Annotated in this window: 23 protein-coding genes; 3 read left to right on the forward strand and 20 right to left on the reverse strand. The window is 50.0% G+C overall.

Going from position 1 to position 18,520, the window contains the following annotated elements; translation table 11 throughout:
- Window position 1: 1 nt before the first annotated feature.
- The 4 genes from P40081_RS21525 to P40081_RS21540 are packed head-to-tail and all read right to left on the reverse strand — an operon-like array spanning window position 2 to window position 3,580.
- A complete protein-coding gene (locus tag P40081_RS21525) occupies window positions 2–376 on the reverse strand; it encodes an FAS1-like dehydratase domain-containing protein (RefSeq protein ID WP_042138311.1) in 375 nt (124 codons plus the stop codon).
- Window positions 373–1,524 carry a thiolase family protein gene (locus tag P40081_RS21530; protein WP_197074400.1) on the reverse strand — a complete coding sequence of 384 codons (1,152 nt, stop codon included), beginning with the start codon at window positions 1,522–1,524 and terminating at the stop codon, window positions 373–375. The genes P40081_RS21525 and P40081_RS21530 overlap by 4 nt, the downstream gene beginning before the upstream one ends.
- A 5-nt stretch (window positions 1,525–1,529) precedes the next feature.
- Entirely contained in the window at window positions 1,530–3,020 is a 1,491-nt protein-coding gene (locus P40081_RS21535; RefSeq protein ID WP_042138314.1) for a class I adenylate-forming enzyme family protein, read from the reverse strand.
- Between the two features lie 8 nt (window positions 3,021–3,028).
- On the reverse strand, window positions 3,029–3,580 hold the full coding sequence (locus P40081_RS21540) for a biotin transporter BioY (protein WP_042138316.1): 552 nt from the start codon (window positions 3,578–3,580) through the stop codon (window positions 3,029–3,031).
- 221 nt (window positions 3,581–3,801) lie between these two features.
- On the opposite strand from P40081_RS21540, the gene P40081_RS21545 reads away from it, so the two are divergent.
- The gene (locus P40081_RS21545) at window positions 3,802–4,779 is read left to right on the forward strand and encodes a biotin--[acetyl-CoA-carboxylase] ligase (protein WP_042138319.1); all 978 of its coding nucleotides are present in this window, start codon (window positions 3,802–3,804) and stop codon (window positions 4,777–4,779) included.
- 56 nt (window positions 4,780–4,835) lie between these two features.
- On the opposite strand, the gene P40081_RS21550 is transcribed toward P40081_RS21545, so the two are convergent.
- The gene (locus tag P40081_RS21550; protein ID WP_042138320.1) at window positions 4,836–5,360 is read right to left on the reverse strand and encodes a GNAT family N-acetyltransferase; all 525 of its coding nucleotides are present in this window, start codon (window positions 5,358–5,360) and stop codon (window positions 4,836–4,838) included.
- Window positions 5,361–5,492: 132 nt separating this feature from the next.
- Window positions 5,493–6,377 (reverse strand): LysR family transcriptional regulator, encoded by an 885-nt coding sequence (locus tag P40081_RS21555; RefSeq protein WP_042138322.1) that lies wholly within the window; start codon window positions 6,375–6,377, stop codon window positions 5,493–5,495.
- Between the two features lie 150 nt (window positions 6,378–6,527).
- Here P40081_RS21555 and P40081_RS21560 point away from each other — a divergent pair, with 150 nt between their 5' ends.
- Window positions 6,528–7,115 carry a LysE family translocator gene (locus P40081_RS21560; protein ID WP_042138323.1) on the forward strand — a complete coding sequence of 196 codons (588 nt, stop codon included), beginning with the start codon at window positions 6,528–6,530 and terminating at the stop codon, window positions 7,113–7,115.
- Here P40081_RS21560 and P40081_RS21565 read toward each other — a convergent pair.
- From P40081_RS21565 to P40081_RS21605, 9 genes are all read right to left on the reverse strand, one after another.
- Entirely contained in the window at window positions 7,112–7,648 is a 537-nt protein-coding gene (locus P40081_RS21565; protein WP_156118662.1) for a hypothetical protein, read from the reverse strand. The genes P40081_RS21560 and P40081_RS21565 overlap by 4 nt on opposite strands.
- Window positions 7,649–7,677: 29 nt before the next feature.
- The gene (locus P40081_RS21570; RefSeq protein ID WP_042138327.1) at window positions 7,678–8,175 is read right to left on the reverse strand and encodes a hypothetical protein; all 498 of its coding nucleotides are present in this window, start codon (window positions 8,173–8,175) and stop codon (window positions 7,678–7,680) included.
- Between the two features lie 509 nt (window positions 8,176–8,684).
- Complete coding sequence (locus tag P40081_RS21575; RefSeq protein WP_042138329.1) at window positions 8,685–9,497, reverse strand: ABC transporter permease; 813 nt, start codon at window positions 9,495–9,497, stop codon at window positions 8,685–8,687.
- Window positions 9,494–10,525, reverse strand: coding sequence for a daunorubicin resistance protein DrrA family ABC transporter ATP-binding protein (locus P40081_RS21580; protein WP_042138331.1), 1,032 nt, complete (start codon window positions 10,523–10,525; stop codon window positions 9,494–9,496). The genes P40081_RS21575 and P40081_RS21580 overlap by 4 nt, the downstream gene beginning before the upstream one ends.
- Window positions 10,526–10,706: 181 nt before the next feature.
- Window positions 10,707–11,231, reverse strand: a complete 525-nt coding sequence (locus P40081_RS21585) for a hypothetical protein (RefSeq protein ID WP_231575164.1) — start codon at window positions 11,229–11,231, stop codon at window positions 10,707–10,709.
- A 22-nt stretch (window positions 11,232–11,253) separates the two neighbouring features.
- The gene (locus P40081_RS21590; RefSeq protein ID WP_042138335.1) at window positions 11,254–11,781 is read right to left on the reverse strand and encodes a hypothetical protein; all 528 of its coding nucleotides are present in this window, start codon (window positions 11,779–11,781) and stop codon (window positions 11,254–11,256) included.
- Between the two features lie 42 nt (window positions 11,782–11,823).
- Window positions 11,824–12,696, reverse strand: a complete 873-nt coding sequence (locus tag P40081_RS21595) for a hypothetical protein (RefSeq protein WP_042138337.1) — start codon at window positions 12,694–12,696, stop codon at window positions 11,824–11,826.
- A gap of 167 nt (window positions 12,697–12,863) precedes the next feature.
- A complete protein-coding gene (locus P40081_RS21600; protein WP_052421928.1) occupies window positions 12,864–13,484 on the reverse strand; it encodes an immunity protein Imm33 domain-containing protein in 621 nt (206 codons plus the stop codon).
- A 109-nt stretch (window positions 13,485–13,593) separates the two neighbouring features.
- A complete protein-coding gene (locus P40081_RS21605) occupies window positions 13,594–14,475 on the reverse strand; it encodes an AraC family transcriptional regulator (RefSeq protein ID WP_042138339.1) in 882 nt (293 codons plus the stop codon).
- Window positions 14,476–14,692: 217 nt separating this feature from the next.
- On the opposite strand from P40081_RS21605, the gene P40081_RS21610 reads away from it, so the two are divergent.
- The gene (locus tag P40081_RS21610; RefSeq protein ID WP_042138340.1) at window positions 14,693–15,226 is read left to right on the forward strand and encodes a CDP-alcohol phosphatidyltransferase family protein; all 534 of its coding nucleotides are present in this window, start codon (window positions 14,693–14,695) and stop codon (window positions 15,224–15,226) included.
- A 91-nt stretch (window positions 15,227–15,317) separates the two neighbouring features.
- Here the strand turns inward: P40081_RS21610 and P40081_RS21615 are convergent, their stop codons facing one another.
- The 5 genes from P40081_RS21615 to P40081_RS21635 all read right to left on the reverse strand — a co-directional run bounded on the left by P40081_RS21615 (window position 15,318) and on the right by P40081_RS21635 (window position 18,029).
- A complete protein-coding gene (locus tag P40081_RS21615; RefSeq protein ID WP_042138342.1) occupies window positions 15,318–15,842 on the reverse strand; it encodes a DNA topology modulation protein in 525 nt (174 codons plus the stop codon).
- Between the two features lie 38 nt (window positions 15,843–15,880).
- A complete protein-coding gene (locus P40081_RS21620; protein ID WP_042138343.1) occupies window positions 15,881–16,624 on the reverse strand; it encodes an N-acetylmuramoyl-L-alanine amidase family protein in 744 nt (247 codons plus the stop codon).
- A gap of 178 nt (window positions 16,625–16,802) precedes the next feature.
- On the reverse strand, window positions 16,803–17,156 hold the full coding sequence (locus tag P40081_RS21625; protein WP_042138345.1) for a DMT family transporter: 354 nt from the start codon (window positions 17,154–17,156) through the stop codon (window positions 16,803–16,805).
- 3 nt (window positions 17,157–17,159) lie between these two features.
- Entirely contained in the window at window positions 17,160–17,483 is a 324-nt protein-coding gene (locus P40081_RS21630; RefSeq protein ID WP_042138348.1) for a DMT family transporter, read from the reverse strand.
- Between the two features lie 12 nt (window positions 17,484–17,495).
- Entirely contained in the window at window positions 17,496–18,029 is a 534-nt protein-coding gene (locus P40081_RS21635; protein WP_042138350.1) for a TetR/AcrR family transcriptional regulator, read from the reverse strand.
- Window positions 18,030–18,520 lie beyond the last annotated feature (491 nt).

Raw genomic sequence — 18,520 nt, forward strand, 5'->3', positions numbered from 1 at the left:
ATCATTCACCTCTCCCGATCAAGACGGTTTCTGCTACAGCGATGGGGCTGCCCCGGTGACAGCAGAATAGAGAATGGGTATAGAAAGTCAGCACGCCGCTCCGGCCGTTTTTGTGCTCTACAGCAAGTAAGGTTAGTTCGCACTCCAAATTCATACCCGCCATCAGCGGAGCATGATAAGTAAACTGCTGTGTTCCGTGAATCATTGCCGCTTTCAGGGGAAGCCAGGGGACATCTGCTGTCTTCCAGAATGTGACCGGCATAGTCGAAGGAGCAACGGCTGCTCCTCCTATTCTCTGTAGGGGCGAAGCTATGCTGTGTGCATACTGCACGATATTTCCCGTCGTGAGCTGAACCTGAAAGCGGATCTTGTTCATATAACCGCCTCCATCAGAACGGCCAGCCCCATCCCGCCGCCAATGCCAAGTGTAGCTATCCCCCGTTTGTAGGGGGTTTGCAGCATCTCCGAATATAGACGCGTCATAAGGATCGCACCGGATGCTCCGTAAGGATGACCCAGAGCTAACGCGCCTCCGCCGGGATTAACCTTATCCGCTGGAAGCTGAAGCTCCTGCAGTGATGCCAATACCTGAGCGGCAAAGGCTTCATTAAATTCAACGATATCCACATCCCCGATGGTCAGACCCTGGCGGCATAACAGTTTCCGGACCGCCGGAACCGGTCCGATACCCGGATAACAGGGGTCCACTCCGGCAGCCTGAGAGTCAACAAAACGGAGGATGGGCGTCAGGTTAAGCTGTTCACACTTGTCACGCGACATCATGAGCACCAGAGCGGCACCATCATTAATAGGACAGGCATTCCCGGCAGTCACAGTGCCATTCTCCGCAAATACAGGTGGCAGGCTGCGCAGCTTCCCCAGGCTTGTATCCGGTCTCGGACATTCATCCTCTGCAATCCGTAATCCGTTGACTTGCAGCGGTACAAGCTCCGGTACATATCTGCCTGTACTTTGAGCCCGGACTGCTTTCAGGTGGCTCTCCAGCGCATACAGATCCTGCGCTTCACGGGTAATCCCGTATTTGGCCGCCACATTCTCTGCAGCAAGCCCCATGTCAGGATCTCCATAAGCAATGGGTGTGAACGGTGCGCGTGTATATAGGGTTGGCGTCCCCGCCAGCGTACCGGGCCTGAACATTCGCCAAGGCGCCCGGCTTACACTTTCGGCTCCGCCTGCCAGGAATATCTCTCCGGCACCGCTCTGAATGAGGCGGGCCGCCATGATGATGGCTTCAAGCCCTGAACCGCATTGACGGTCGACTGTGACTCCCGGAACCGTAACCGGCAATCCGGCTTCAAGCACAGACTTACGGGCAATATTCCCGCCAGGTCCCACTACATTGCCGATGATAACATCATCAATCCATTCCGGCGGCAGCTGTGCTTCAGTAACGAGGAGGCGAATCAGCGGGGCAAGCAGCTGCTCCGGTTCAAGCGTGCTTAGCTGTCCACCGATTTTGCCGACAGGTGTACGCCTGGCCATAACCAGCACGGCCTCTTTGATTTCTCTCATCTCAACCCTTCTCTCACATTGTCCATCATCCGCTGGCGTGCGATTTTTCCGCTGCTGGTATAGATGAACTGTTCCACAGTAACGAGCTGCCTGGGCAACTTATGGCCTGCAAGATATGGATGGCAACAATCCCTGATCTGCTCCAGACTGAGCTGCTGTTCTCCGTTCCACTCAATCAATGCCGTTACCTGCTCTCCCCACCGCTCATCCGGCTTGCCGAATACCATAACCTCGCGGACCGCCGGAATACGTCGCAGCACAGTCTCCACTTCTTCGGGAAACACCTTGAGCCCCCCGCTCTTGATCATGCTGCCGGCACGGCCGGCCAGGTGCAGATCCCCTTCATGATCCAGGAGCACGTAGTCCCCCGTGCGCAGCCAGCCCCCGCGAAACACGCCTGCCGTCTCTTCCGGCAGCAGGTGATACCCGGTGAACATCATTTCACTCCGGATATACAGCTCACCAACCGCACCCGGAGGCAGCTCACGAAATTGTGCATCGCGGATGGAAATCTGCACGCCGTCGAACGGTTTACCTAAGGAATCTGCCTCCTCCTCGCCGGTTATTTCAAGATAGCTGATGTAACTGGCCTCCGAGGAGCCGTAATACTCATAGAGCTTCGTCTCCTTGAACAGCTCACGACATCTTTGTTTCAACGTCACTGGCCACTTGCCCCCAGAGCTGATTATGGCCTGTATCGATACCGGGGCCGTAGTTGCAGCGGCCTGCCGGACCAATGCGTCAATCATCGCAGGCACAACGAACAGGACCATATCAGGTTCATGGGAGCAGAGATTCAATACGCTCACAGCATCGAATGCGGGCAGCAGATGAAAAGTCGCCAGACTATACAGGGCTTGCATCATGGCAAACAGCGACAGGGAATGCACGAACGGCCCGGGTGCAAGTACGTGCTTCATACTATTCAGCCTGAATGCTTTCTCCGTCGCCTCAAAGCTTGTTAACCAGGACCCGTGAGTCCGCATGTACCCTTTGGGGAGACCGGTTGTGCCTGATGTATACCCGATGAACAGCAGCCCGGGGTTCTCCTCTGCAACAGCATCAGGCCCGAAGGCAGACAGCCAGGAGCTATAGCTGCCGGTGCTCTGCTCCCCGCCAAAGTATAGCTGCGGAATTTCTTTATAACGTTCTGTGAAATCAGCCGCAAAACGCGCTTCACCAACTATCAGTCCGGGCTCACACTGCCGGATAACCTTATCCATCTCCTCCGGATGCCATTTGGGGTCCAGCAGCACGGGGACGCATCCCGCATAGATGGCGCCGAGAACAAACTCGGCGAACTCCATACGGTTACCGGATACAACAGCAATATTCCGCTTTATGTGTCCGCCATGCCGCAAACCGTTTGCAACCTGTTGTACCAGCCTCATCAGCTGGGCGTAGGAGCGTTCTTCCCGGCCGTCTGAGATCGCAATGCGGGAAGGGGCAGCCTGGCCACGTTCTAAAATGCGCTGTACAAGGTTCATGGGTATGCTCACACCCCCGCTTGATCTTCAATGGGGCTGATTTCTTTCAGCTGCATCGTTATGACAGCCGCAATAACCGCTTTGATCATGTCTCCGGGAAGAAAGGCCAAAGCCCCAATCAGTCCGGTCCAGACCGGCGTATCTGTAATTAAGGCCATGACAGGTGCGCCAATCAGATTCACCAGCAATACGCCAAAGATCAGGTTGACGGCTATCAGTTTCCAGATGCGGACCCTGCGCCAGATTTTCTCGGAACACCAGCCAATGAAGCCTGCCGCGACCAGCCAGCTGAATATGTATCCGGCAGACGGTCCAACGAGCAACGCCAGTCCGCCGCGCCCGCCGGTCAGTACCGGCAATCCGAGGGCTATGAGAATGATAAAAACAACCAGGCTGAGGGTACCCATCCGCCTGCCCAGAAAACATCCGGCCAGCATGACCCCAAGCGTCTGGGCAGTGACCGGAACAGGAATGAAGCCAAGGGGCAAGGGCGGAATCATGCCGAGCACCGCGATGAGTGCAGCGAATAATGCGGCATATACAAGTTCTTTTGTCTTCAAGATATTGACCTCCATTGGATAAAATAAAGGTTGTGCTCTGGTTAAAGAATACAGCCAGTACGCTGAATTATAATGGAGACCTTCTCTATTGTAAACCAATTTAATTTTTAGAGTTCACAATAGATCGAAAATAACACCTTCGTTTTCCTATTGTTATCTAAGCATGTTAATATAATCGAATAGGATTGATCTGAACGTAATATTTCTGGAGGGTTATTTCCATGACAGTTAAAGAACAAATTCTAACCTTGCTGGGCAGCAACAAAGGCAGGTATATATCCGGCGAGGAGATCGCAGGGCAGTTATCCGTAACACGCAGCGCAGTCTGGAAAGCCATCAAGTCGCTGCAGACAGACGGTTACTCCATACAGGCTGTAACCAATAAAGGGTATTCCTTATCCCCACTAACGGATATTTTATCTGCCGGTGCCATTTCGAAACACCTGAATCTCCAGGGTCAAAAGCTGCGCCTTGAGGTTTACAAGACTATACCTTCAACGAACGAAGCAGTAAAAATCCTGGCCGCAAATGGAGAGGCTGAAGGGAAAGTGATCCTCTCGGAAGAGCAGACTGCCGGCCGCGGAAGAAATGGCCGGCCCTTCTTTTCCCCGCGGGGAACAGGCATCTACATGAGCATCCTGCTGCGCCCCAAGCTATCTGCGGCAGAATCCATTCTTCTGACGACCTCCGCTGCAGCCGCCGTTGCCCTGGCCATCGAGAGCGTATCCGGTAAAGACACGCAGATTAAGTGGGTCAATGACGTATTCATGGACGGCAAAAAGGTGTGCGGAATTCTCACCGAAGCTTCCTTATCATTGGAGAATGGCTTGCTGGATTATGCCGTTCTCGGCATTGGCATCAATGTAACCCTACCGGCGGCCGGCTTTCCTGACGGGCTTGGCGGGATTGCAACGTCTGTATTTTCCGAAAGCAATCATTATGATGATCTCCGCTGCCGGCTCGCGGCAGAAGTGCTGAATCATTTCATGGAATACTATGCGCATTTAACGGACAGACCGTTTCTCTCCGAATATAGACAACGAATCCTTTCCCTTGGTAAGCCTGTAACGGTGATGAAGGATAACAAACAACGCGGGGCGACAGCCATTGACATTGATAACGACTGCCGTCTGAAGGTCAGATATGAGAATGGTGACGAGGAGTATCTTTCAAGCGGAGAAGTCAGCATTAAAATCTAGGTCACGGCTGTAATCACACGTTATAGTGAACCTTCAACCTTCAACCTTCAACCTGTTCATTCTCTCCATTCCGCTTCTATTAGCTCATAATCGATGAAAGTTTGCCATTCTCCTAGCGGATCTGTCCAAGCATCCTTACGCACCGCAATTTTCCGGAAGCCGAGTTTCTCATAGACATGCTGTGCCCGGGTATTCTTAAGATTAGTATCGAGTATGATCTTGTGATATCCCAGCTCCTCAAATAAATAATTAATCAGCATCACCAAAAATTGCGTGCCTGTCCCTCTATTCTGCTGGTTGAAGTCACAGATTTTGATACCAATCTCTGCTACAGCATCTGCAACTGCACTGTAACTCATTTCCCCTGCAGGAATAGCATCGATCTCCAGAATCAAACGCCCTTTCCGCTCAGGGGTTGCCGTGGCCTGCAGCATGTTTCGTACCTCTTGTTCAGTAGTGCCTACGCCTTCAGGAAAGCCGGCATGTGCCATAATTGCCCCATCGTTCCACCAGCTGCATAGCAGCTGGGCATCGGCCGCAGCCGCATCCCGGATAACCAGGTTCTCTTTTTGCAGAAACATTCCGTTAACCTCCACATCTATCCTGGGTAAGATAATCGCAACTTCATCTTAGCATGCAATGATTTCCAGATTAATGGAGAGTTTCATTATATACAAACTGTACGTCTTGCCATTCACATCCCAAGTTAAACTTTAAGCCTCCGCCTTCCATATTTTCTCCACAATTGACCCGATCTCAACGAGAGCGCGACTGCTCTTCTTCACTTCGGGAACTCCAAAATGCAAATCAATCTGAAGCTCAATCTCATCCCAAATCTGTAGCCTGCCCGCTTCTGCAAACCGCCTGGCAATGGGTTCTGCCAGTAATGAACATCCGGCTTCGCCTTGAACCAGATTCCCGATTAGAGATTCGTCATCGGCATATATGATGGTCTGCGGGACGATACCCTTCTTCAGGAAGTAATCTATGGATTGTTTATAGAAAGGACAGCCTTGTGTAGTCCAGATCCATGGCTTCGCGGCAAAATACTCCAGTGTAAGTCCGTTCTCAGGCACAGCCCAGCTGCCGGGATAGACCACAACCATTCTGACGGAATCGAGTCTGATGGAGTGCACGGACTGATGCGGAACTTCCCCGTAGTAGAACCCCGCATGTATCTTTGAGCTGTTCAGTTCCTGGATGAAATCCTCACTTCTTATGTCGATAAAATGCAGTTCTATCTGCGGCAAGCCCTCCGAAATCCCCTGGATCAATTGCTCTATACGAAGAAGCTGTCCGTCAGTGTTCAATCCGATGCGGATATTCTCCGTAGGATTTGCCTGCAGTTCAAGCACTTTATTATGAAAATCTGCTGCGGAGGCGAGTATTTTCTGTGCTTCCACAAGCAGCTCCACTCCTTTGTCCGTAAGGGTCATTCCTCTGGATGTCCGGTGGAAGAGAAGAAATCCGACCTCTGTCTCCAGGGCTTTGAGATGAGCGCTTGCTGATGGTTGACTCGTGTTAAGCAGCCCTGCCGCCTCCGTTAAATTGCCTGTCCGGGCAATTTGGACAAAGGTGGTCAATTGATACAGTTCCAATGTTTCTCCCCTCCTTAATATGTCTCCTGATTTGTCTCCAGAGTAATCATCCGTTTTTCAGATGGAGCCGATCAGAACTTCAAATTGGACCGGTTAATGTTCCATAAATTATGATAACGGCAGAACGAAGCTATAGGGAGTGTTGTATTTATGTCTATTTTTATTGCCATGTTCTTCTTTTCGTTATCTATGTCGATTTCACCCGGACCCGTGAACCTGACGATTCTCTCTGCTGGAGTCAACTATGGTTTTAAACGCTCATTTTCTTTGGTATCCGGTGCAACGGCCGGGTTTACGATTCTACTGATTGCCGTTGGACTAGGGCTATCCAATCTCGTAGCGCAGATGCCGCTATTTTACGACATACTCAGGTATGCAGGGACAGGATATATGTGTTATATCGGTTACAAAATTATTGTCTCACGCCCGGAGATCACCTTCAAGGAGGAGCAGCTGCCGCGTTATCGTCACGGGTTTCTAATGCAATGGCTTAATCCGAAAGCTTGGATTGCCTGTCTCTCCGGTGTTTCCGCCTTTAGTCTGAATAATTCTCCTAATTTGCTGCTTAGCTTTGTGTGTATTTATTTTCTTATTTGCTATCTTTCATTGGCTGCCTGGGCTCTGTTAGGCTCGAAACTGCAATTCCTCACGCAAAGAAGGAAAGGGATTAAGGCTTTTAACATTGCGATGGGAGGGACGTTAATGATTGTTGCTGTCTACCTCTTATGCTCACACTAATAGAGCCAGCTAACCCATTCCTTGAATACAAGGAAATGCAGTACTAACACGGACAGATTAAGCAGCAGTCCAAGTATAGCCCATTTATTTCTCGAAATAATTCCCAGCACACTAATGCAAATGGCGAAAAACAGGAAGAAGTATACCAGATAGATTAAAAAGTCTGCGTTAAGCGCCAAGACTTCCGAACCTGAGTAATTTAACCAGATATCGTCATACAGGCTCTTGTTCTTGCTGATTGTATATATCAAGAGACCACTGATACAAACCGAAGACAACAACACAGGGATAGCAGTCAAGCCTCTGATGCTCTTCTTGTGTCTTCCCGAAGTGACCGACCATATACCATATACAACGAACACTACAACAAGACAGACCAAGTACAGCCGATAGAAATATAACCCTTCTTCCCGGTCCCCGGTTCCGCCGCCATCCGGACCTGAAGCATATAAGAGCAGATTAGTAATGAATAGAATGAAATTCAGGATTGCGTATTTGATTGTGCTGCTTCCGATGCCTTCATACTTTTTCATGATTACGTCCTTTCTTAAGTACGTAATTTTCATTTCACCAATAGAACTCTCGGATTTCCTAAAACAATCCAATAATTCACTTCATCATACCCTATAATATTAGCTGTTACATTTAGACCTTTATGTATGTTACGGTTCTTATAGTTTGCAGCACATTCTTCATAATCAGCTATAGCCAAAGCATCATATACAGCAATACTGACAATTACTCCTTGAGGATAGAGGACCTCTATAGGGCCAGTAATTTTGGACCCCAATGGAAGTTTGCTTTTCAATTCAACCCAACGCTCCGTTTGATCTCTATTTATCCTGCTCCATACTTCTTCAAATTCTACTTGAGTAATTCTTAATAATGTCCCGTCATCTAAGGGTAATTCTGTCTCAGATAAGAAAAAATCATATTTCTTTTGATTAGATATCTTACTCTCTTTACCTTCCTCCAACAAAATCTGTCTGAACGCCCAGCCGTCCTCATCTACTTCGAAATACCATATTTCCCTTCCGTTATCATTAAGCAAATATATCATTAGAACTCCTTCTCCTTATATAGATTGAACTAAAAATGTACGTGGCCTGCAGCAGATAAGACGCTTGCGCAGCATTAATCTTTAGGAGCAGCGTGGAGCGAGTAGCGGATAATAATTGTATTTCGTACAATTAAAAGGCGGCAAAAAACCGGAGGTCTAGGGATAACTGTATTCTATACAATTAAAAATAAGGAAAGTGTTCTTTTACAGCAAAGAAGCCATTTATAAGTGTACAAAGTGCAATTAAAACTGTTCCTGCGCTGAAATGTAGCATTATAGTTGTACAAATTACAGTTATAACATGAGCGGTAGTCTCATAGCAGACCACCCGTAACTTGCAATTCGGGCAAGACGTGCTGCGAATCAGAAAGTTCTCCAGTTCAAGCTAAATAGTTAAATAGTTAAATATAGAATAAACTTCAACATTTGATCTAGGATTTCCTGCCAAAAACACAAAAGACGTTAACGGATGTATTACTACATCCGTTAACGTCTTTCAGTAAAGCGGATTACGTACGGCGCATATACGCACGCACCGTGATCGGAGCGAAGATGGCGACAATGACTGCCGCTCCGACGAGGGAGTAGACCAGATCGCTGCCTACCGTTCCGTTGTTGACCAGATTGCGGACGGCGGTGACCAGATGTGAGATCGGATTGATATTTACAAACCACTGCAGCCATTTCGGCATTGTATCAACCGGCACGAACGCATTCGAGAGGAAGGTTAGCGGGAACAGCACGATCATGGAAATCCCCTGTACACTGGAAGCCGTCCGGGCGATAACCCCGAAGAAGGCGAAGATCCAGCTGATCGCCCATGAGCATCCGATTACAAGTACAGCTGCAAGCGCAACATTTCCGATGCCGCCTTCTGGACGCAAGCCCATGATGTAACCCATAACAAAGGTGAGCACAGTAGCAATGGTATAACGGATAGTATCTGCGAGCAGCGCGCCCGCCAGAGGGGCAATCCGCGCAATCGGCAGGGACTTGAAGCGGTCAAACACGCCCTTCTCCATATCCTCCCGCAGTTGGACTCCCGTGACGACAGACGTCGTAATTACGGTCTGCACTAAGATACCGGGGATAATCACCGGCAAATAGCTTGCTACATCACCGGCAATTGCCCCTCCAAAGATATAGGTGAACATCAGCGTGAAAATGATCGGCTGGAACGTGACGTCAAACAATTGCTCCGGTGTCCGCCGGATCTTGAGCAGCCCTCTATAGGCCATCGTTAATGAATTGCGCACCGCCTGGCCGAAGCTGGTATGATTCTTCAGACGGCGTTCTGTACCCGGCTTGATTACAGTACTCATGCCAATACCCCCTCTTTATTCTTGGCTGATCCGGATGCATATCCGGCCTCTTCCTTCACGCCATCACCGGTTAAGGTCAGGAACACTTCATCCAGTGTCGGCTTCTGCACACTCATCTCCAGCAGCGGAATTCCCGCCCCGCGAAGCGCGATCAGCAGGTCGGTTACCCGGTCAACATCGCCCATCGGCGCCATGATTTTTGCGGATTCTGACGATACATTGGACCGCACCTGAAGCACCCGCTCGACGATTAGACGGGCATTCCCCATATCCTGCGGGTTCAAGACCTTCAGATGCAGCGAGGAGTTGCCGACGGAAGCCTTCAATTCATCTACGGTGCCCTCTGCAACCACCTTTCCGGTGTCGATCACGGCAATCCGGTCAGCCAGCTGATCCGCTTCTTCCAGATACTGCGTGGTTAACAATACGGTTGACCCGGTCGATACAAGCCGCCGGATGGTGTCCCACATTTGATTGCGCGTCCGCGGATCAAGTCCGGTCGTTGGTTCATCCAGGAAAATGAGCGGCGGCTGCGCAATCAGACTGGCAGCCAGATCCAGCCGCCGGCGCATCCCGCCGGAGAAATTCTTCAGCGGACGCTTGGCCGCTTCCGTCAGGCCGAACTCTTCCAGCAGCTCTTCAGCCTTATTTCTCGATTCGGCGCGTCCCAGTCCGAGCAGTCTGGAGAAGATAATCAGATTCTCTGTTGCACTGAGTGACTCATCCACTGATGCATATTGACCCGTTACTCCGATTAACTGACGCACGGTCTGCGGTTCTTTAACCACATCATGTCCGAAGATACGCGCCGAACCTGCGTCAGGCCGCAGTAATGTGGCCAGCATGCGGATTACGGTTGTCTTGCCGGCCCCGTTCGGACCCAGCACACCGTAGATCATGCCCGTGCCCACTTTGAGGTCCACACCATCGACCGCGCGGTTGCTGCCGTACGTTTTGACAAGCCCCTGCGCTTCGATGGCATAGCTGCCAGTCTCCTGCGCTCTTCCTGATTGTTGTACTTGTTTCATCCCTTATTCCTCCTAGACGACTGAATGTATTAGGATGGTACCCGACTTTTTTAAACTGAATATAAACTTGCCTCTCATCCGCCAGGTTGCTTTTCCCACGTCTTATTAAAACAAAAATCCGATCCCTTGGGATCGGACTGAAGAAGTACGCTTGCAGACGTACACCTTAAATACAATATTCTTAATCATAACCGCCCTCGGCTTCCGGCAATGCCTGGTACGCATCCTTACCGGCTACGATGTCCGCGATGAAGGTCCGCAGCTCCAGCAGCCGCCCGGCATCTTCTGTAAGCTCACAATTCTCACCGGACCAGCTCAAATCACGGGTAACTCCGTCTACAGTAATCTGCCAGCTGTCTTCCTGATAGGGGGTGACGGCACAACTCTGCCTGGCGGGTTCAAGCTCCATCGTCCCCATAATGTTGATTTCCTTCATCTGGTCATAGATGCTGCGCATCTCATCCCCGGTCAGAGTAACATTTGCCGTCGCTGTCCCATTCATGATCAGATCCTTTACCACTATATCCTGATACGTATTGATCTCATTCTTGGTAGCTTCTCCATAGCCGTACCGGACCAGAAAGTCGAAATCTCCGGGCATTTCTTGCGGCATAACGTTCTGCCCAGCAGCGCGGTCTGCCTCCTTATCCGTACTACAGCCATTTAGGAGCAGTACTGCGAGCAGCAATAAGCATAATTTATTCACTGTATCCGCCTCCAGCATGTTCTTAGGTATTATTACACAATATACAGCCGTGGCAAGACAAGTAAATATCATGAATACCGCATTTCGGGTACCCGATAGGGATCGTAGGATTATTATCATCTTCTTCAATTTTTGACCATTCTAAATAACTTTCCATCTTAATGCTGTCTTTATCAAAAGCAAAAATCATCCGCTGAAACTTTAATAAGCATTCTATGATCCAATCTTCCCGGGGTTTATAATTCAGCCGCTCCCAACCATGACGTTCCATTGCTCCTGAAATCGTGCGTAAGATAAAATTCCTTTCCCGTTCAAACGATTCTATAGTCCACGGCATATCATCGATATCAAAACCGACAGTTCCTATGCCTACCACTGACTGGTCCTGCTGAGCTAACCAGATCACCATTTCTTTCTCGCGGTTGTTTTCTGCAAACATAGACCCGCTGAGCGCCAGCACCTCAATAAAAAAGGAGGTCAGACTATTCGACATTTTTAACGACTCAATGCTTTCGCCAAAGTGCTCTGGCATAGATATCCGGTTGCCCATATGTATGTTCCCTTTCCGCTTCCCTAAACTTCCGGTACAGAATTATATCGGACTCAAAGCATCCCAGAGCTGCGTAGCGAATTCGTTATCGATTTGGAAATACATTCTGGCAAATCCGTAATCAATGTAGCCGCCTTTGATTATTATCAAAGTAACCTCAGTGCCATCTTTTAAATGAATTGTAATTCGTCTGTACCGTTCATCATTGTCATAGTCGCCCAATTGTCCATCCATGCCCTCATGTACAGATAATCTGGCATCATACAGCTGATCAACCAGGGTATTGATCAGTTCCAAATCAGGAACCGGGTGTAACTGATCTATACCTGTTCTCCACTCTGAGTAGCTTTGATATTGGGCACTAACCACATTTCCGGCCATTTTAAAGGGTTTGAAAAAATCTCTGCCCTCACTTAACGGCAACCCGCCCGTACACTCATAAAATGCAGTTTGAACATACGAATGCTCTTCAGAATATGTCATTATTCGGAAATTCTTATTATAGCCTTTCACAGCATAGACATCTGCCTTGTCAACTGTTGAAGCTAGATTAGTGTCCTTCTTCCCCTGCTGCTTCCAACCGTTAAGATTGCCTTTAGCCGTTCCGAGCTTCTTCCCTCTCAAATTTATTGCTTGTTCGGGCGGGATTTCCGTATACGTTTGAGTGTACACTTTGCCGTTATAATATATCATTCCTAACATCGTTGCATTGAGAATCCCCTCCGTATGTGACGGCAAGTTAAAGACTGGCGATATTATTCCTCCCTTTGGGGCTACGGGTTCCTGATCTTTAACAGGGCGCAGAAAGAGTGCACCGCCAATAAGGATCACCAGCACTGCTGCTGCGATCCCGGCTTTTAACCAGCCGTGTCTGGTGCGGAGAAAGGATACTATCATGGTTTGGAATCTCAACAAAATATTGCACTCCCTCATTTTACATTATTTAACTAAACAGCAACAAAGGCGCGGTAGAGAACTGTTGTCCCCTCCGCACCTTTGCCCATGCTTATGCACAGCCTATACCTGATTCCAGCATCTGCCGGTTACAGATTTCTGTGAACCGCCAGCCCCGCATATTTTGCTTATCGCCAATTCTTCACTTCTACCCATGCTGCATCCGGGCCGCTCCGTTCAAATGCCGTACCTACAGCTCCTCTAAAAGGCTCCAGTAAGCCCGGGTCGCGGTCAATCAGATCGTACACATTCATGATCGCGGTATTCTTGGGATCACTCAGGTATGCTCCATCCTCATCCCCGGTGAATAGCCTCCATCCGCTGTCCTGCTCCCGTGTGGCTGCTTCACGGTACATCCAGCGAACCCCGCTGCCGGGCAGCATGCATTTCATGGTTACCAGCGCCGCCTTCTCGCCTGCCTCGACCCACGCCGGGTCTCCTTCTCGCAGAATTGTCCGGGCAATATGTCTGGGCTCGAATTCCACGGTATCTCCAGGTTGCAGTGTCTGTATCACTCCGGGCACATTGGTCAGCAGCCCCGTATAACGTCCGGTAACCGGATCTTGCCTGGTAATCTCCACCCACATCCGTTCAGCGCGGGGTTCTCCTTCTTTCGGGTTCGTCAGGATGAAATGCAGCCTAACCATTCTTCCTGGGTTCTGGGTCATCCGTTCTTGCCGGGAGGGAATAAAGAAAGAATTAGGATGCTGCCGGCTCACTTCTTCCACATCTTCCAAAGTCCATTCCATAACGTGTGCCTCCTAGTCTGTAGTGCTAGACTACCATTACCCCATTGCGGGAGACACGATTCATTTGGATGGGAAAATCCACCCATCTTAAGCTCAGGCACAGGGACAATTAAAGGAGTTTCGATTCCTGTACAGGTATCCATATTTCACTTCTGTACGCTGGCGAAGTTGTATCCTTGCTCTCATTCCAGAGGATCTCCGGCCCTTCGACCTGCTCGTAATTGGAGGAGGGGAACCATTCGGAATAAATCCGGCCCCAGATATTCTGGAGCGTATCCGGAAACGGCCCCACCGCTTCAAATACAGCCCATGTAGACGCAGGGACTTCAAGCTTGGCATAGGAGGGAGGACAGTCCAGTGTGGTAGCTACACCAATATAATGATCGAGCTCCCCCCGTTCCTCCATCCGCCCTTCGGAGAAATTCACCGATGCGCTGATCATCCCTGCAGGAACGATGTTGGACAGCTGCTTCAGTTCAGTAATGATCTCCATATTGAGACTCTGCCACATCGCTGCGATTTCCGGATTCACTCCGTTGAACTGGATAGGCACCCTTTTCTTCAGTCCGACGATGCTAAAAGCCGCTTTCTCTTCCATACGGTAATTCATTTCACTGCCTCCTCTGATCGTTAATTGAAAAGTCATCCGGGGAAAGGCCTTCAGCGGTGTCCCTGCACTTCTTGCTTCCGACGGCGTCACGCCGTGAACCAGCTGGAAGGCCTTGGTGAAGGCATCCGGTGAACTATAACCAAATTCCAGGGCCAGATCAATAATCCGCTGCTGGCTGCCCTGCAGCTTGAATGCGGCCAATGTGAGACGTCTGCGGCGGATATATTCCGACAGCGGAATACCTGCCAGAAAGGAGAACATCCGCGTGAAATGATACTCCGAGCATAACGCCCGCCTCGCTGCCTCCCTGACATCCACCTCACCCTCCAGCTGCTCTTCAATATAGGAGAGTGCCGCGTTCATATTTTCGAGCAGGTTCATCGTTTATCACCCTTTCCTCACCATCAGATTAACAGCTATCCCAAGACCGGGTCCGACAGTTCCTGCACCAGATTGACGGGTACTGCCCCTGGCGCAGCAATAATTCTGCCATAATATAGTTGATATATATGAAGACAATCGGCTCTATTTTAATGATAATGAAGCATAGATACTATATAAAAAGCAATTTCCCCCGGCGGGAAGACGGAGGCTTGAAATGAAGCTTATACCCAACTGCATAACGCTCAGCCGGACCTTGCTGGCACTCCTGCTGTTAGGGCTTGAGCCGCTGGGCGCGGGCTTCACCGCTGTCTATATCCTCTGCGGAATCACAGATATGCTGGACGGGCCGATTGCCAGAAAAACCGGAACAATCAGCAGTCTCGGCGCCAAGCTTGACTCCCTGGCCGACATGACGCTGGTAGGCGCCGCATTATATACATTGTATCCGTTCCTTGGACTTACACCCGGGGTTCTCCTCTGGATCATGCTGATCGCCTTAATCCGGGGTGCCTCCATGCTGACCGCACTGCGCAGATTCCGGACCTACGGCAGCATTCATACCTATGGCAACAAGCTCGCCGGACTCCTGTTATTTATCACACCTCTGCTCCTTCCTTATATTCATCAAGGTGTCTGGACTGCTGTTGTATGCACCGTAGCTACTATATCCGCTGTGGAGGAATTCATCATCCTTCTGAGCTCAAGCCAGCTGCAGCTGGACCGGAAGGGGCTGCATCGGCGGCGCTAATCTTCTGTTCACATACCCCAAAGAACCCATAACACACAACGGGTTCTCCGGTAACCTCCTATTCTTCTATAGTCCCGCACACCACGAATACTTAGCCAACAGGTCCGGCATCCGCAAAGCTCCTGATTAACGCCTTGACCTGTCGTCTGGAGGTAACGGTGATGACTTGCTGATGAGCGCCGGCCTGCCGGAGTCTTGCAATGGTGTTGTCGCGGCTCCGTGTCTTGTAGCTCCAGACCCAATTCACGAACGCCCAGTCGAGCTTCTCCGGACAGCCTTCGTTCATATCGGGTCTGGTTTGGTTATGGTACATTAGACGCCGCTTCACAATCCGGTACATACATAAGAGCCTCGGCAGATCCAGAAAAATGATGACATCCGCCCGCTTGATCCTGATATCCATCGTCCTTGAGTAGTTGCCATCCATAATCCACTGCTCTTGATCCGTATATTGCCGGACCAGCCCGTCCCATTCCTCATCCGGCTTGGGAATCCAGCCCGGGCTCCAGAAATGGGAATCCAGATGCACAACCGGAAGATGGAGCAGACCGCCGAGCTGCCGTGCCAAGGTGGATTTGCCTGAGCCTCCCGATCCGAGAATTAGAATCCGGTTCATAAGTTCTCCCTGTCCAATATGACGTAACTACTTTCCCTTCAATCCAGCTGCAAGTATTCCTTGATTCCATCCGCTATGGATGAGGCAACTGCTTCCTGAAACTCATTGGTCCACATCTTCGCCTCATCGCCCGGGTTGGTCAAATACCCCAGTTCCAGCAGCACGGACGGCATCTCCGTCTCCCGCAGCACAAAGAAGTTCGCAACCTTAACTCCGCGGTCTTTAAGCCCGGTAGCTTGAATGACATGCTTATGTATAGTCTCGGCAAAAGCCAGTGATTCGTCATGATAATAAAAGGACTCCGTGCCCGATGCAGACGAATCCTCATAGGTATTACCATGGATGGAGATAAATAAATCTGCCGGGAGGTTATTCGCGAACTCCGGCCGGTACAGCTCATGCGTGGAAATGAAAGCATCCCCGGTCCGGGTAAGCTCAATCTGAAGCTGCGGATCATCCGCCAGCTCCGCAGCTACCGCCTGTGACACGCTGAGGTTGAACTCCTTCTCAAACCGTCCGCTCACAGAAGTCGCGCCCGGGTCTTCACCGCCATGCCCCGGATCGATTACGACCTTGTATACAGGTCCGGAATACACCGGATCACTGCTTCCAGGCCCGCTTGTACGATCTGGTTCATGAATTGCCCGATTACCCGCCGCCGGAGCCGCAGCCAGACTTGAATCTGCGCTGTTCCCGCCTGAACCGTTACTGACGCCATCACTGCATGCCGCAAGCAGTAGCAGACTGAGCCATGCGGCAGCTATAATGTACATCTTCCTCATTCCGGTCTCTCCTTATCGCTACTTCATTTCGTATCCCCTTACATTTCAGCATACTGGAGGCTGGATAGGCAAGACCTAATTCTGTAACGATACACGGACACCTATAGATTCTTATCCTTGCAAAAAAACTGATGGAGGCCTTTGTCATGGCTCCAATCAGTCTTTTATTATTTCCATGCTATTTGGCGGGTGTATGCTCTGCTGCCTGCCCGGCATGACTAGAGGAATTCAGCAAGACAAGCCCCCCGATAATGATAAGCAGACTGATACCGGTAAGCAGGTTGAAGGGATCATTCCAGATCAGGATGCCGATGAGTGCAGTCAGCGCCGTCCCTGCCCCGGACCAGATGGCATAAGCCAGGCTTAACGGTATGGTTCTGAGACTAATGGACAAGCTGTAAAAAGCCACACCCATTCCAATCACTACCCCGATAGACGGCAGCACACTGCTGAATCCGTCGGAGAGCTTGAGCATCGTCGTGCCAAAAATTTCCGAGATGATGGCAATACTTAGTGCAAGATAACTTTTCACAGTTCAACCCTCCGTTGAAAGCTTCAGGAGCACCACACCGCCAATGATGAGGAGCAGTCCTGCTACTTTTTTGACATTCAGACTTTCTTTATAGACCAGTACGCCAACCAATGCGGTTAACGCCGTTCCCACACCTGACCAGATGGCATAAGCCGTCCCGAGGGGGATCTCTTTCAGCGCGAGTGACAGATTAAAGAATGCCAGTCCCATGCCGGCGACCACCGCAATGGATGGAAGCAGTCTTTTGAACCCGTTCGACGCCTTAAGCATGGAGCTGCCGAAGACCTCACTCACAATAGCTAACGACAATAATACATAAGAATTCACTTGGGTTGCCTCCTAATTAATCATCTCCAGCAATTTGCTGACGACCTTGTCCCGCATTTCACCGCTGATTTCACCGATTCCAAATACCTCCGATAACCACAGGCCGTCTACAGCCAGCCGGACAATTGAGGAGATCACCGGATCAAGTCCATCGTTCTCAATGTTCTCCTGCCAGACGGAGTACTGTTTCCGAAGGTCCTCCAGCAGATCCCCGTTGCTAAAAAGCGCTGCGTTAAGCGCTACGTTCATGCCCTGCGCTTCCTTATCTGCTTCGACGGTGGACTGCAAATAGGCCCGGCTCCATTTCCCTTGATCCCGTGTATCCCGGGCCGCCCTATTCTGAACATCTGTTATGAATTCATTGGTTATTCCTGACACCATGCTTTGAATTAAGGCGTCCTTATTCGGAAAATGATGCAGCAGACCGCCTTTGCTCACCCCTGCTTCGGCGGCCACCGCTTCAAGCGTAAGCTTCTCAATTCCTTGATGCTTCACGACGTTTGAAGCGGCTGCCAGAATCAAATTGCGTTTGGAATTGCTGTTCATGTGAATCACCTCTGTATTTACTATACCGTCTGGACGGTTCGTATGTCAAATGAAGAACAGGAACAAAGTCGCCCTGCAGAAAAATCCAACAGGAGTTTATGCATTATGCGGCTTATCCGGCCTTTAGCAACTTTGGAGATTGTAGGCCACCACATTGCTCCCTTCAGACTTCTTCTGGGGCAGCTCCCTCTGTACAGTTTCCCGGGGAAATCAAGCGCAATACTGATCCTAATCTATGCCTCCCGCCCACTTTCAGCGCATTCAGGGGCACTTTTTCCCCTCATTCGCATTCAGCTCATTTCCCCATCGCTGGCATATTGTATTCGGTTTTTCGCATACAATCGGCTCATTTACCTTATCGTTGGCACATTGTACTCGGTTTTTCGCATACATTCGCCTCATCTACCCTATCATGGGCACATTGTATTCGGTTTTACGCATACATTCGGCTCATTTACCTTATCATTGGCACATTGTATTCGGTTTTTCGC

It is taken from the genome of Paenibacillus sp. FSL P4-0081 (assembly GCF_000758565.1).
In the GTDB taxonomy this organism is placed as follows: domain Bacteria; phylum Bacillota; class Bacilli; order Paenibacillales; family Paenibacillaceae; genus Paenibacillus_AQ; species Paenibacillus_AQ phytohabitans.